Source organism: Dyella flava, from assembly GCF_016904955.1.
In the GTDB taxonomy this organism is placed as follows: Bacteria; Pseudomonadota; Gammaproteobacteria; order Xanthomonadales; family Rhodanobacteraceae; genus Dyella_B; species Dyella_B flava.
On sequence record NZ_JADIKE010000016.1, the window covers coordinates 25,346 to 40,293 of the forward strand.

11 protein-coding genes are annotated in these 14,948 nt (G+C 62.1%); 4 read left to right on the forward strand and 7 right to left on the reverse strand.

Translation table 11 applies throughout. The features are described 5' to 3' along the window. Window positions 1-68: 68 nt before the first annotated feature. On the reverse strand, window positions 69-1,256 hold the full coding sequence (locus ISP19_RS00380; protein ID WP_204678390.1) for an MFS transporter: 1,188 nt from the start codon (window positions 1,254-1,256) through the stop codon (window positions 69-71). A gap of 124 nt (window positions 1,257-1,380) precedes the next feature. Between ISP19_RS00380 and ISP19_RS00385 the strand changes: the two genes are divergently transcribed. Then, window positions 1,381-2,301: a LysR family transcriptional regulator gene (locus tag ISP19_RS00385; RefSeq protein ID WP_204678324.1), complete on the forward strand. Its 921-nt coding sequence runs from the start codon at window positions 1,381-1,383 to the stop codon at window positions 2,299-2,301. A gap of 122 nt (window positions 2,302-2,423) precedes the next feature. Here ISP19_RS00385 and ppa read toward each other — a convergent pair whose 3' ends face one another. Next, window positions 2,424-2,960 (reverse strand): inorganic diphosphatase, encoded by a 537-nt coding sequence (ppa, locus tag ISP19_RS00390; RefSeq protein WP_204678326.1) that lies wholly within the window; start codon window positions 2,958-2,960, stop codon window positions 2,424-2,426. 342 nt (window positions 2,961-3,302) lie between these two features. After that, the gene (gene pdxR / locus ISP19_RS00395; protein ID WP_204678328.1) at window positions 3,303-4,736 is read right to left on the reverse strand and encodes a MocR-like pyridoxine biosynthesis transcription factor PdxR; all 1,434 of its coding nucleotides are present in this window, start codon (window positions 4,734-4,736) and stop codon (window positions 3,303-3,305) included. Between the two features lie 269 nt (window positions 4,737-5,005). On the opposite strand from pdxR (ISP19_RS00395), the gene ISP19_RS00400 reads away from it, so the two are divergent. Then, window positions 5,006-5,509: a hypothetical protein gene (locus ISP19_RS00400; protein ID WP_204678330.1), complete on the forward strand. Its 504-nt coding sequence runs from the start codon at window positions 5,006-5,008 to the stop codon at window positions 5,507-5,509. A gap of 10 nt (window positions 5,510-5,519) precedes the next feature. On the opposite strand, the gene ISP19_RS00405 is transcribed toward ISP19_RS00400, so the two are convergent. The 3 genes from ISP19_RS00405 to pdxR (ISP19_RS00415) all read right to left on the reverse strand — a co-directional run bounded on the left by ISP19_RS00405 (window position 5,520) and on the right by pdxR (ISP19_RS00415) (window position 10,198). After that, window positions 5,520-6,374 carry a 2OG-Fe(II) oxygenase gene (locus ISP19_RS00405; RefSeq protein WP_204678332.1) on the reverse strand — a complete coding sequence of 285 codons (855 nt, stop codon included), beginning with the start codon at window positions 6,372-6,374 and terminating at the stop codon, window positions 5,520-5,522. Between the two features lie 73 nt (window positions 6,375-6,447). Next, the gene (locus ISP19_RS00410) at window positions 6,448-8,565 is read right to left on the reverse strand and encodes a prolyl oligopeptidase family serine peptidase (protein ID WP_379946568.1); all 2,118 of its coding nucleotides are present in this window, start codon (window positions 8,563-8,565) and stop codon (window positions 6,448-6,450) included. Between the two features lie 127 nt (window positions 8,566-8,692). Continuing rightward, entirely contained in the window at window positions 8,693-10,198 is a 1,506-nt protein-coding gene (gene pdxR, locus ISP19_RS00415; protein WP_204678336.1) for a MocR-like pyridoxine biosynthesis transcription factor PdxR, read from the reverse strand. Between the two features lie 134 nt (window positions 10,199-10,332). On the opposite strand from pdxR (ISP19_RS00415), the gene ISP19_RS00420 reads away from it, so the two are divergent. Next, window positions 10,333-11,505 carry a hypothetical protein gene (locus tag ISP19_RS00420; RefSeq protein WP_204678338.1) on the forward strand — a complete coding sequence of 391 codons (1,173 nt, stop codon included), beginning with the start codon at window positions 10,333-10,335 and terminating at the stop codon, window positions 11,503-11,505. A 55-nt stretch (window positions 11,506-11,560) separates the two neighbouring features. Here ISP19_RS00420 and ISP19_RS00425 read toward each other — a convergent pair whose 3' ends face one another. Then, window positions 11,561-13,588 (reverse strand): sodium-translocating pyrophosphatase, encoded by a 2,028-nt coding sequence (locus ISP19_RS00425; protein WP_204678345.1) that lies wholly within the window; start codon window positions 13,586-13,588, stop codon window positions 11,561-11,563. A gap of 433 nt (window positions 13,589-14,021) precedes the next feature. On the opposite strand from ISP19_RS00425, the gene ISP19_RS00430 reads away from it, so the two are divergent. Next, window positions 14,022-14,840, forward strand: a complete 819-nt coding sequence (locus tag ISP19_RS00430; RefSeq protein ID WP_204678347.1) for a class I SAM-dependent methyltransferase — start codon at window positions 14,022-14,024, stop codon at window positions 14,838-14,840. Window positions 14,841-14,948: the final 108 nt, after the last annotated feature.

The following is a 14,948-nucleotide window of genomic DNA, read 5'->3' on the forward strand; positions in this document are numbered from 1 at the left end:
TCACGCGGGCTTCGCTCGGCGAAAGGCTTATGCCAATGCGGGTGAGCGGTAAGACGGGTGTGTGGCAATCAGGACTCGCTGCTTGCACACAGGCTGGCGGGCAGGCGCAGCTCGCTGTTTTCGCGCTGACGTGCCCATAGCGCGACCAGCAGGCCTGCCAGGGTGATGAGTGCCGCCACCCAGGTCAGCGCGCCAAGTCCCGGGCCATGCGCGACGACAGTACCGCCCAGCCATGCACCGAGCGCATTGCCAAGATTGAACGCACCGATATTCAGGCTGGATGCAAGGCTTTGCGCATCATTGGCCTTGTGCAGCACCCACAGTTGCAGCGGCGGCACGGTTGCGAAAGCCGCGACGCCAAGCAGGCCGACGAACAGCACCACAAGGACTTTGCTGTGCAGCGCGAAAGTCATCACGCTCAGCACGGCAATCAGCACCACCAGGGTCGACAGCAGTGCGGGCATCAGGCGGCGATCAGCCAGCTTGCCACCGAGCAGATTGCCTGCGATCAACCCGATGCCGAAGATCAGCAAGATCGGCGACACCGCGCTTTCGGCGAAGCCGGTGACTTCCGTGAGAATCGGCTGGATATAGGTGAAGACGGTGAACACGCCGGCAAAGCCAAGCACGGTCATCAGCAAGCCAAGCAGTACGGAAGGCTGGCTGATGGCGCGTACTTCTGCGCGAACGGCAATCCGCTTGCCGGCGTCATGGCTGGCCGGAACCAGCGCGGCAATCACCACCATCGCCAGCACGCCGATGGCGGCCACGGCCCAGAAAGTCGAACGCCACCCGAAATGTAGCCCTAGCCATGCGCCGGCCGGAACGCCGAGCAAGGTGGCAATGGTCAGGCCGGTAAACATGATCGAAATCGCCGAGGCCCGGCGGTCGGGCGCGACCAGGCTGGTCGCGACCACCGCGCCGACGCCGAAGAACGTACCGTGCGCCAGCGCGGTGATCACCCGCGCCAGGAGTAACACGGGGTAGTTCGGAGCCAGCGCGCAGAACAGATTGCCGATGGTGAAGATCGCCATCAAGGCGAGCAGTACCGTCTTGCGCGGCAGGCGGCTAGTCGCCACCGTCAGTACCGGGGCGCCGAAGAAAACCCCCAACGCATAGCCGGAAATCAACAGGCCGGCGGAGGCGATGTTGATCTTGAGGTCGGCGGCGACCTGCATCAGCAAGCCCATGATCACGAATTCGGTGGTGCCGATGCCGAACGCACCGGCCGCCAGGGCGTACAAGGCCACGGGCATGGAACGGGAGGGGTGAGCAGCCACGGGAGGCTCCGTCGGAAGAGGACGGACATAGCCTAGGTGCTTGCATATTCTTCGAAAACCACCAAAATGGCTAATTAATTTCAATGAAATATTGAAAATCATGGATCGCGTCGGCGACCTCATCCTGTTCATGCGGGTACTGGACCAGGGCTCGATCAGCGCTGCCGCGCGCAGCCTGGATCTTTCCGTAGCGGTCGCCAGCCAGCGGCTGAAACGCCTGGAGCATGATCTGGGTGTGCGCTTGCTGCACCGGACCACGCGCCGCCTGCATCCCACGACGGAAGGATTGGCCCTGGCCGAACAAGGGCGACCCCTGGTGGAAGATCTGGAAGCACTGACCTCGGGCCTGCGCCAGGGGGCAAAGGATGTGGCCGGTACGCTGCGCCTGACGGCCTCCGCATCATTTGGACGTCTATACGTGTCGCCCTTGTTGCCGGCCTTCATGGCGCGCTACCCGCGCGTGCGCCTCAGCGTGAACCTTACCGATGAACTGCAGGATCTGATCAGCGCCGGCTACGACCTGGCCATCCGCATCGGCGCGCTGCACGACTCCCGCCTGGTGGCGCGCAAGCTTGCGGCCAATCGTCGAGTGTTGTGTGCATCACCGGACTACCTGCGCCGCTACGGCATGCCACGCACACCGGAGGATCTGGCCAAGCACGAATGTCTGATGCTGATGGGCAGCGCCGGTCGCCAGGATGTTTGGCGTTTGCACGATGCGCAAGGTCATCTGCATAGCGTGCGCGTCAGCGGGCGGCTCGAGTCATCCCTGGGCGAACTGTTACGCGACGCTGCTCTGGCCGGATTGGGGATTGCCCTGCATTCCACCTGGCATGTTCACGATGATTTGCGTCGTGGCCGCCTGCAACTGGTACTACCCGAATATTCGATCGCCGACACCGGGATTTACGCGGTCATGCCGCAGCGGCGGCTGGTACCGTTGCGAGTAAGAGCCTTTGCGGATTTCCTCGCCGAGCAGTTTGGCGATACGCCACCGTGGGAACGGGGTTTGGCGGCCTAGGGATGCTCTGATCTATTCCACGCATCCGGCATGGCGTTTGGCGCGATACGCGATGGGCAAAAATGAAAGCGGCGCATCACCCGGGGCGACGCGCCGTTCCGTAGCTGCGGAGCTTCAGGAACTCAGTCTTTGCTCTGCTTGTGGCGCTCGATGCCGGCGAGGATTTCGGCCTTGGCTTCCTCGGCGCCCACCCAGCCTTCGACCTTCACCCACTTACCCTTCTCGAGATCCTTGTAGTGCTCGAAGAAGTGGCCGATGCGCTCCAGCCAGTGGCCCGACACACCCTTGATGTCTTCGATATGGGCGTAGCCCGGGAAGATCTTCTTCGACGGAATCACCACCAGCTTTTCGTCGCTGCCGGCTTCGTCCGTCATCTTCAGCATGCCGACCGGATGGCAGCGGATCACCGAACCCGGCACCAGCGGCAGCGGCAGGATTACCAGCGCGTCCAGCGGGTCGCCGTCACCGCCCAGGGTGCCCGGCACATAGCCGTAGTTGCAGGGATAGCGCATGGGGGTGGAAAGGATGCGGTCGACGAAAATCGCGCCGCTGGCCTTGTCGACTTCATATTTGACCGGCTCGGCATCCTTGGGGATTTCGATGACGACGTTGATTTCGTTCGGCACGTCGCGGCCGGCGCTGACCAGATCCAGGCCCATGGGGCACTCCTTACGTCTATCTAAAAGCGGGGAAGCCAATCAGGATACGGCAAAGCTTGCCGCGGCGCACCAAGGCCGGTGTAGGCGTGGCGCAATCGCCCGGCCATGCGAGTACGCAATTGTAAAAATGGCATGCGGATTGGCTCTACGCGATGGATGCAGATTGGTCATGGCAGGGCGGTTGGCTGGCGCCTAGCATGCGAACTTGGGCGCGCGGCAGCGCGCCCCGCAAGTGCGCAACTCCCTCATCCCGCGGGACGGTTCCCCCCACGCCGCCCGCGGGCTTTTTGTGACGGGCAGGGCTCGGAGCCGGGTGTGGTCGTCGCAGGTTGGCAGAATCGTTCAGCGCGCCTGGAAATGATCCAGACATTGGCCGAAAAGCTGCATGGCCTCGCGTATTTCCGTGACGGAGAGACTGCAGTAGCCGAGCATCAAGCCGGGCCGTGGTGGTGCGTGCAGATAGAGCGGCGCCATGGGATACAGGCCCAGACCCTGGTCATGCGCGTAGGCGATCAAGGCGTCGCACCGGGTTTGATCGTAGCCGGGCAGCCATACCACCAGGTGCATGCCGGCCGGCGTATCGGCGATCTCCACGCGATCTCGCGCATGCTCCTTCAAACCGGCGATCAAGGCTTCGCGGCGTGATTTTAGTTCCTTGCGCGACAGTCGCAGGTGACGCTCAAAACCTCCGTCTTCCATGAAATGCGCCAATGCCGATTGCTCGATCACCGGACAGGACATGTCGCCAAGGTATTTGGCATTGCGAAAATCCACGCGCAACGCGGCAGGCAAAACCATATACGCAAGGCGCAAGCCGCCGAACATCACTTTGGAAAACGTGCCGACATAGATGACGCGGTCGCCATGATCGAGCGAGCGCAAGGCGGGCATCGGTTGCGATTCGTAACTGAATTCGCCGTCGTAATCGTCTTCAACGATCCAGCACTGATGCTGTTCCGCGTAGCGCAGGAGTTCCTTTCTGCGCTGCAAGGAAAGAATGCTGCCGGTAGGAAACTGGTGCGACGGGGTGACGTAGATCAGGCGCGGCGATTGCTCGGGAAGTTCGCTGCACAGGATGCCTTGTTCATCCGTACGTATGGCTACCAGTTCGACGCCATGCGCGACCAGCGCCTGGTGCGCGCCGAAATAATGCGGTTCCTCCAGCACCACGCGATCGCCTTCCTCAAGCAATACGCGTGAGATGAGCGTAATCGCTTGCTGGGTGCCGCAGACGATCAGCAGGTCATCCGGTTCGGCCTGCACACCGCGACGACGCGCCAGATAATCGCAGGTCTGCTTGCGCAAGGCGTTCAGGCCGGCAACTTCATTGACCACCAATCGCGTGTAGTTCGCAGCGCGCGCCAGCTCGCGGCCCCACGCATTATTGAGCGCGGGATTGACCAGCGGATTGCCGTATTGCAGGTTGTAACGCAGCCCGCGATGGATGCGGGGTATGTCCCAGTTGCGTACCTCACGCGCGCGTTGCGCATAACGGGAAGGCGCCGGGATGGATGTTTCGGCATGGTGATTGCACGGTCTGGCTTGCAGATCGCTGACGTAGCTGCCGGAACCGACCCGGCCGGCGATAAAACCCTCCGCGCGCAGCTGCTCGTAAGCGGCCAGCACGGTGGTACGCGAAAGATCCAGTTCGTCCGCCAGTTCGCGCGTGGGCGGCAATTGCGTGCCCGCGGCAATGCGGCCGTCCAGAATGGATGCTTTCAAGGCTCGCGTGAGTTGGTCATACAGCGGCCCACGGCCGTCGAGTTCCAGGTACACGCCACGTCCTCCAGTTGGGATGACAGGTCCTTGCAATTGGCTCTAAGAAAATACGAGCAATTGGTTATGGAGGGAACGTTACTGAATACCTAGTCTGGCGTTGCGCGGGGTTCCGGAGCGAACCCTGTGCCGGCTCTACCCCAGGCCGGCAGACACGGCGGCGTGCTCCCTCACGTCCCGCACCCGCGGGATGGCCAACTCTCACGGCCATCCCGCGGTTTTTGGGCGAGCGCGTAAAGCGACCACCTATCGCACATGAGTCAGGACGAATGCCGACACCTCAGGCCGATCATCACACGCTGCTTGATCTCCCACCACCTCGCCGAGCCTGGCTGCCCATCGCAGCGATAGCTTTCTTGCTGGCCACGGTGGATCTGATTTTTGCCTGTAGCTACTGGCAGCGGCTTTACGGCCTGCCACCGTCGCGACTGGTGCAAAACATTGCTTCAGGCCTGCTCGGCAAGGCGGCTTTTGCAGGCGGTAGCAACACGGTGTTGCTGGGCCTGCTGCTGCAATACGCCATGATGTCGGTGATGGTGGGCGTGTATTACCTGCTCAGTCGGCGATTTGCCGGGCTGCGCAGGTATCCCTGGCGCTACGGTTCGCTATACGGCGTGATGCTCTACATCGTCATGAATGACATCGTGCTGCCGCTGTCGGCCGCACCGAAAGCGCCGTTCGTGATGAGCTGGATTTTTGCCAGCATCGTGATGCACGTGTTGATCGGACTAGCATCGGCGCATAGTGCGCGCTGGGCAGCCAGCCGTGGGTGAGGCGCTGCAGCTAGCTTCGCGATGACTTTTGAAGCGGCCGCTCGCGCAGCCACTTGGTCGCAATCCACTTCTCGCCCTTCTGCACCGGCAGGCCGGCGTGCAGCGACGCAGTATCGCCTGTGTCGTAGGCGAAATAGACGGCTGAACCGCGCAGCGCGGTTACCGTCAGTCCGATCTCGGGAAATGCAGTGCCGCCGCCCGAGTCAGGCGTGTTGAGATACATCACCAGACTGGCGATGCGCTGACCACCTTTTGCGGTGATAGCCGCAAAGCCGGGTTGCTCCGGATCGAACCAATCGTAGTGCGGCTCGTACTGCTGGCCGGGCAGGTAATGCAGCACCTGCAAACCTTCCCCATGATCGATGGGAAGGCTCAGCAGGGTCGCGATACGTTGTTCGATGCGCTTGATCAACGGCGATTCGCCGATGGTGAAGAACATGCCTTCGCTGGTGCGGCGCGCATCGATCTGTTGCTTGCCGGAGCTATCGACCGTCTTGGCGCGTTGCAGGCGCGGTCGGGATTCGGCGATCAGCGCTTCGCATTCTTCTGGCGACAGCAAGTTGTTGAGCACGCGCACCGTCGGTGATTCGACACTCAGCGCGACATCGATCGTCCGCCCATCCACCGAGACCTGCGGTGCTTCCGGATGTCGCGTACGCCGCCCCGGCTGGGCTTTCGGCTGCGTATGCGCATCGAGCGCCGTGATCGGCATGTTGAGCACGCTGGCGACGATGCTGCGGCTTTGCCGCGGGTCGTAGCCGGTTTCCTGCATCAGCTTGAGGACGGCTTCGACACTGTGGCCGGCGCGGGTGGTGGAGAGGATCCACTCGCGGAGTTCTGGGCGGATCGGGGGGCGCGATGTCATGGCGAGAAACAGGGGGAAGGGAAACGGCGAGGGGCATTCTATCCCCTCGCCACCTATCCCTCATTCCTGCGGGTTACTCCAGCCGATCCCACAGGAAGTCATAGGCCAGCGCATGCAGGTAGGCGGCCTGCTTGTTGTCGGCGCCGCCGCCGTGGCCGCCTTCGGTGTTCTCGAAGAACCAGACGTTCTTGTAGCCCATGCCTTCCATCTTGGCGGCCATCTTGCGGGCCTGTACCGGGCCTACGCGATCATCGCTGGTGGCGGTATAGAACAGCACCGCAGGGTAATGCATGCCGGGTTTGACGTTCTGGTAGGGCGAGAACTGCTTGATGAAGGCCCACTGTTTGGGATCGTCCGGATTGCCGTATTCGGCGATCCAGGAAGTGCCGGCGGACAGGTGGATGTAGCGCTTCATGTCGAGCAGCGGCACTTCGCAGGCAATCGCGCCGAACAATTGCGGGTAGAGCGTGAGCATGTTGCCCATCAGCAGCCCACCGTTGCTGCCGCCCTCCGCGCCCAGATGAGCGGGCGAGGTGACGCCGCGCTTGATGAGGTCTTCCGCCACGGCGGCGAAGTCTTCATAGGCACGCAGACGATTCGCCTGCAAGGCGGCCTGATGCCAGCGCGGTCCGTATTCGCCGCCGCCACGAATGTTGGCAACCACGTAGACACCGCCGCGTGACAGCCATGCGCGACCCACGCTGCCGCTGTAGGACGGTTGCAGGGAGACTTCGAAACCGCCGTAGCCGTAGAGCAGCGTGCGGTTACGGCCATCAAGTTTGAGGTCCTTCGGGGCGATCTCGAAGTAGGGCACCTTCGTTCCGTCTTTGGAAGTTACGAAGTGCTGGCTTACCTCGAGCTTCGATGCGTCGAAGAAGGCCGGACTCTGCTTGATGACTTGCGCCGGGCCTTCGCCAAGCACACCGCGTTCCAGCGACGACGGATTGAGGAAGCCGGTTACGCTGAGCCAGTATTCGTCAGTGTTGTCCGGATCGGTGTCGATCACGGAGATCGTGCTGAAGGTCGGTGCACCGGGCACATCCTCGCGCGCCCAGTTGCCTGTGGCTCGCGGGGTCAACACGTCGATGCGGCTTTTCACATCGTCCATGATGTCGAGGATGAGGTGATGGCGCGTCCATGAATAACCCGACAGCGCGGTGTGCGCATCCGGCGCAAACAGCGTGACGAACTGGCGCTTGCCGGCGATGAAGTCGTCGTACTTGATCGCGATCAATGCGCCAGAAGGATAGGTGGCGCCGCCAACCGTCCAGGTGCTGCGAAGCAGCACGAGCAACCATTCGCGATGCGGATCGGCGGTCGCATCGCTGGGCACATCGAGATGGATCAGCTTGCCGTTGTTGAGCTGGTAGGTATCGCTGTGGAAAAAATCGTGCGCGACGGTGACAAAGTCACGTTCGAAACCGGGCGTGCGGTCGTGCGAGGCGGCGATCACAAGATCATCGGCTTTGCCTTCGTAAACGGTCGTGGCGGCGCTGAGCGGCGTGCCACGCGTCCATAGTTTGGCAATGCGTGGATAGCTCGACGTGGTCATCGAGCCAGGGCCGAAATCGGTGCCGACGAAGAGATGGTTCTCATCGATCCAGCTCGCCTGGGTCTTGGCGACGGCAAGCTCGAAGCCGCCTTTCACGAAGGACTTGCTGGGAATATCGAACTCGCGCACTTCGATCGCATCGCCACCGTCCGGCGACAGGCTGAGCAGGCAGCGGTTGTAGTCCGGCTTCAGGCAATCGCTGCCCTTGAACACCCAGCGCTTGCCTTCGGCCTGGTTGAGCGCGTCGATATCCAGCAGCACCTCCCACTTGGGATCGGCCTTGCGGTATTCGTCCAGCGTGGTACGGCGCCAGAGGCCGCGTGGATGGGCCTTGTCCTGCCAGAAGTTGTAGAGGTAGTTGCCGCGGCGCGCGACGTAGGGAATGCGCGCGTCGGAGTCGAGCACTTCCAGGATGCGATCGCGCGTTTGCGCGAATTCGGGGCTGTCTGCGAATTGCTTTTGGGTGATCGTGTTCTGGGTTTTTACCCAGTCCATCGCGCGTTCACCGTGGACGTCCTCCAGCCAAAGATAGGGATCGTCGCTGCTGGCGGCCATGCCGGGCGCCGAGGTGTCATGTGCCTGAGTCATGCCGCCCATTATGACGGCAAACGCCAGCGCCAGCCGGACCGATGTCTTCAAGCTCATGCCTACCCTCCGTGATGTGCGCGATCCCTCCGTCGCGCGGAAGCTCCAGCATGCACGTTCCCGAAAAAAGCGCCAGTGAGGGACGTCAGCCGAAGCCGCCGAAGTGGTCGTTTTTGGGGTATCAGGCTCGGCCTTGCAGGGTTGGGGTTGCACGGAAGGGGTGCGGCGCGAGTTTTCGCGCCTTGGGCAACGCATGCGCCATGCGCCGCACCGCTTCGTCGATTTCCTTCTCGTCGAGATAGCTGAAACCCAGGCGCGTGTAAGGCTGTTCGCGTTGCTGGAAGTCGTAGCGCTTGCCATGGAGCAATTGCACGCCGTGCCTGGCTCCTTCACGGATCCAGGCGGAAAGATCGATGGAGTCATCCACACGTGCCCATAAACCCATGCCGCCTTCGGGAATACGAAAGCGCAAAGCACCACCCAGGTGCCGGGTCAGCGCATCGACCAACGCATCGCGCCGCGTACCGTAGACACGCCGCATGCGGCGTACATGGCGAAGCAGTTCGCCGTCTTCGAACAACTCGGCGATGGCGCTTTCCATCGCGACATCGCTGCGCGCATCGCTAGTGGCGCGTAGCGAGGCCAGCTGTGTGAACACGGACGGTGGCGCCAACACGAAGCCCGTGCTGATACCGGGCGCCAGCAAGTTGGCCAGTGAGCCGATATAAATCACATTCGCGCGTCCTGGACCTGACGCAATCGGAAGCACCGGTTTGCCGGCGTAATGAAACTCGTGATCGTAGTCATCTTCGATGATGGCGAAGCCGTGCGACAACGCCAGCTGCGCCAGGCGCGCGCGTCGTTGTTGCGACATCACGCTGGTGGTTGGAAATTGATGGTGGGGTGTGAGAAACACGGCACGAATGCTTTGCCTGGATAGCAGTGCTTCCAATGCTTCCACATCGAGTCCGTTTTCATCGAGCGGCACCGGGATCAGCGTGGCGCCCGTCAGGCTCAGCATGTTCCACGCTGGTGGATAACCGAACGCTTCCACGGCGACCACATCGCCCGGCCGCAACAGCATACGTGCGACCAGATCGATCGCTTGTTCCAGACTTCGCGTCACCATCAGGCAATCGGGCGTTGCGGGCAAGCCACGGGTGCTGCCGAGCATATTGGCGAGTTCTTCGCGCAAACGGCGGTGACCGCATGGATCGGCATAGCCGAGCAGCGAGTGACCGCGCTGCGCAATCGCGCGACGGAATGCGCGCGTGAGTGCGGCGGCGGGAAACAGGCGCGTATCCGGCAAGCCGTTTGCAATGAACAGCGTACCCGGCGCCGGTGCAACGACGGATGGCGCTGCGGAGGCTGGTGCGGCAAGTGGGTAGGTTGGCGTGTCGCTGGTGGGGGCAACGGTGTGCGTAACCGTGTGCATGGGTGTGGCGACGAAGGTGCCGCCACCCACGCGTGTGCTCACCAGGCCTTCGGCAACGAGTTCTTCGTAGCCGGCCACCACCGTATTGCGATTGATCGACAGCTGCTGGGCCAGTTCGCGCGTGCCCGGCAGGGGTTCGCCGGCTTTCAGCCTTCCGCTGCGGATGTCGCCCGCAATCGCGTTGGCGAGCTGCAGAAAGATCGGCAGTTCGTGTTTGGGGTCGAGCGCGATGGTCAATTCCCAGCGGCGCATGACCCGACTATACGCGCGAACCGGACTAGCCGGTATCGCCAAAGTGGCGCTTTTCCAGCTAGTCCGGAGTGACCAAGCTACAGCCGTTCGTCCCCACGGCTGTAGGTCGTTACAACTGATTGAAGGAGCATCCCATGCATCGGATCACGAGCGTGACGGTGGCGGCTGCGTGCTTGGCGGGCCTGATGGCATTGCAGAGTCAGGCGGCATCGCCCACCCAATACCAGGTTCGCAATCTCGGCGCGCTGGGCGGCACGTCCAGCGGCGGTAGCAGCATCAACAACTTCGGGCTGGTCAGCGGTTTTTCCAATCTTCCAGGCAACCAGAGCACCCATGCGGCGGCCTGGCTAAATGGCGCTACCTTGGATTTGGGCACGTTGGGTGGCGCCAACAGCGCTGTCCTGTGGCCGGTCAAAAACGACTTCGGCGTACTCGTCGGCGTGGCGGAGACGGCGCAGGTCGATCCGCTGGGCGAGAACTGGAGTTGCTCGGCATTCTTTCCCACGGTTACCGGACACGTCTGCCTGGGCTTCGTGTGGCGATGGGGGCATATGCAGGCGTTGCCGACCCTGGGTGGTAACAATGGGTTCGCTGCAGGCGCCAATGATTTCGGGCTGGTCGTCGGATGGGCGGAAAATACCGTGCACGATCCCACCTGCACGCCGGGTTCTACGCAGGTGCTGCAGTTCAAGCCCGTGGTATGGGGGCCCGATGACAACGACGTCCGCGCGTTACCGTTGATCGGCACCGATACATCGGGTGCAGCGACAGCGATCAACAACAGCGGTCAGATTGTGGGTATCTCCGGTATTTGCGATCAGGCGGTCGGCCGCTTCACTGCGATTCACGCGGTCCTGTGGCAGGGCGATACCGTCACGAACCTGGGCAGTCTTGGCGTACCGGCCTGGAATACGCCGATGGCGATCAATCAAAAAGGCATCGTGGTGGGATTTGCGAATGCGCCGGGCGGAGGTGCCCTCGGCAATTTCAACGTGCATGCGTTTATCTGGACGCCGGCTACCGGCATGCGCGATCTGGGCACGTTGCCTGGCGATACGACCAGTCAAGCATTAGGTATCAACGACGAAGGTCTCATTGTCGGTGAATCGTGCGGTGCGAACGGTTGCCGTGCGGTGCTGTGGCAGAACGGCAGCATCGTCGATATGAATACGCTGGTCGCGCCCGGTTTTACCGATCAATTGGTGTATGCGAACGACATCAACGATGAGGGTGTGATTACCGGGCAGTCGGCGAACGCGACATCCGGTGTCAGTTGGACCTTCGTTGCGGTGCCGAGCGGGCACTAAAGAACGGTGGAATTCCCCTCGCCCGGTCGGGCGAGGGGAATCGGTAGAGTAATCATCAAAGCAGCGGAATCAGCAACAACGCCACGATGTTGATGATCTTGATCAGCGGATTCACCGCGGGGCCCGCCGTATCCTTGTAGGGATCGCCCACGGTGTCGCCGGTGACGGCAGCTTTGTGGGCATCCGAACCCTTGCCGCCGAAGTTGCCGTCTTCGATGTACTTCTTGGCGTTATCCCAGGCGCCGCCGCCGGTGGTCATCGAAATGGCGACGAACAAACCGGTGACGATGGTGCCGATCAACAGGCCGCCCAGCGCAACCGGGCCGAGCAGGAAGCCCACCAGGATCGGAATCAGCACCGGCAGCAAGGAGGGAATCATCATCTCCTTGATCGCCGATTTGGTCAGCATATCCACCGCGCGCGAATAATCGGGCTTGGTGGTGCCTTGCATGATGCCGGCGATTTCGCGGAACTGACGGCGCACTTCTTCCACCACCGCGCCCGCCGAACGGCCGACCGCCTCCATCGCCATCGCGCCGAACAGGTAGGGAATCAGGCCGCCGATCAGCAGGCCCACGATCACCCGGTGATCGGAAAGATCGAAGGTGAAGGTCTGGCCAGGATGATCCAGCGCCAGCCGATGCGTGTAGTCGGCGAACAGCACCAGCGCGGCGAGACCGGCCGAACCGATCGCATAACCCTTGGTCACCGCCTTGGTGGTGTTGCCAACCGCGTCAAGCGGATCGGTGACGCCGCGCACTTCCGGCGGCAGCTCGGCCATTTCGGCGATGCCGCCGGCGTTGTCCGTTATCGGGCCATAGGCATCGAGTGCCACGATCATGCCGGTCATCGACAACATGGCGGTGGCGGCAACGGCAATGCCGTACAAGCCGGCCAAGGCAAAAGCGCCCCAGATGGCTGCACACACCGCCAACACCGGCAGCGCGGTGGATTTCATCGAAACGCCGATACCGGCAATGATGTTGGTGGCATGACCGGTGGTCGATGACTGTGCCACATGGCGTACTGGACCATACTCGGTCGCGGTGTAGTACTCGGTAATCACCACGATCACTGCGGTTAGCACCAGACCAATCAACGCGCTGCCATACAAACGCGTGACGCCCAGCGTGGCATCGGCCATCAGTATGGAAGTGATCGGCCAGAATGCGAGCGCAGCCAGCACGCCCGACACGATCACACCTTTGTACAACGCGCTCATGATCTTGGCGCCGCCGCCGGCGCGCACAAAGAACGTGCCGATCACCGACGCGATGATCGAGGCGCCGCCGAGCAGCAACGGATAGAGCACGGAGTTCGAGCCGGCCTGATCGCCCAGCACACCGCCCAGCAACATGCTGGCAATCAACGTGACGGCATAGGTCTCAAACAGATCGGCAGCCATGCCCGCGCAGTCGCCAACGTTGTCGCCGACGTTATCGGCGATTACCGCGGGATTGCGCGGATCATCCTCCGGAATGCCGGCCTCGACCTTGCCGACCAGGTCCGCGCCGACATCCGCACCTTTGGTGAAAATGCCACCGCCCAGACGGGCAAAGATGGAGATCAGCGAGGAACCGAAGGCCAGGCCCACCATCGCGTGCAAGGCGTGCTCGGTGTCATAGCCGAAGTGGGTCAGCGCAGCGTAGTAGCCCGCTACGCCGAGCAGGGCCAGGCCCACCACCAGCATGCCGGTGATCGCGCCACCGCGAAACGCTACGTTAAGCGCGGAGGCCAGGCCGCCGCGGGCCGCCTCAGCCGTACGTACATTGGCGCGCACCGAAACATTCATGCCGATATAGCCGGTGGCCCCGGACAGGATCGCGCCGATCGCAAAGCCGATCGCCGTCCCCCAATCCAGTGCAAAGCCGATGATGATCAGCAATATGAGGCCCACCAGGGCGATCGTGCGGTACTGACGGTTCAGATACGCCCGTGCGCCTTCCTGAATCGCGGAGGCAATTTCTTGCATACGTTCGTTGCCCGGCGACTTCGCCAACACCCAACGTACTGAAAACGCTCCATACAAAATCGCCACGACCGCGCAAGCCAACGCGATCCACAAGCCGTACTGCTGCAGCATCGGTGCCTCCCCATCAGTTGTGAGCCATGCTGCCGGGTGCATAGGCGGCCCGGCATCGATCGTCCATTACGGACAATTCTGAGAGAGCCCTGAAACAACCTGTCCGCCGTTTCGGTATGCGCCGGAGCGGCGGACTGGAGGGGCGTCCCAGATTTTTCCTGGGGTGAGTATAGGCAGACCTTTGTGGATTCCATGTTGTGCAACGCAGCGGGTGCCACGCGTGGCTTGGGCGAAAACCTCAATTTGGGAAGAATCCGAATTCAAATTCGGTCTGGTCCGATATGTCTGCGAAGAGTGCATGACTAACCTTGCATGTGTCCGGTGAGTACCTCCTTTGAGCGGCGTGAAACCGGAGAAACCCTAGAGCCCAAAGCCTCCCACGGCCGGTGTATGGCGCACTTCACTTCATCCGGTCACCTAATCGAGAAACGCCATGAATCACGTTGAGAACATCATGAACGTCATGGACGCGGCCACCATCACCAAGGACGCGCACATCACCCCCAGCCACGCTCCCGCCGCCGCACCGGCCCAGCCGATGGTGCCGATGTGGAACACGCGTTACGGCATCGTGCCGGCCAGCCAGACGGATGATCTCGTCACGCAATCGCTGAAGAGCTACGGCGAATGGGCCGAGCACGAGCTCGACATCATCGCCGCCTTGCTGGACGAAGGCAGCATCGCCGTCCAGTACGGCGCCGAGCTGGGTGCGCAGGCGCTCGGTCTGGCCCGCCTGGTTGGCGGCACCGGCCAGGTACATGTGATTGAGCCGCGCCGCCTGGCGCACATCACGCTGTGTACGTCGGTCGCGCTCAATGGCCTGCAAAACGTCTATCCGCACCATGTCACGCTGGGTGATCGGAACGGGCAGGTGGATCTGCCGGCCTCGCCTGGTCATCCGCAGGAGCGTGCGCGGCTGGCCGCACTCGACTCAATCGAGCTTCCGGCGCTGCAACTGCTGAAGATCAATCCACCGGGCTGTCTGCTGGCGGTGCTCGCCGGGGCCGGTGGGATGTTGCGCGAGTACAAGCCGGCGATCTACTTCCGTCTTTCGACGATGGATCTGGCGCTCAGTGGAATCGCTGCGCTGAAGGCGAAGGGTTATCGCTGTTGGTCGCACTTGCCCCACCTGTACAACCCGTCCAACTTCAGCGGCAGCAAGCACAACATCTTTCCTGGCTTCGTCAATCAGAACGTGATTGCCGTGCATCAGGACACTTCGGCGGGGTTTGAAAACCTCGTCGAACTTTGATCGATGCGGGTTCGCAGTCATGGGCGAGTTTGGACACCGCAGACAGTCGGGCGAACTCGACCAGCAGGCGCGATGCTCATCGCGCCTGCTCCTGGCAGGATCGTTGGC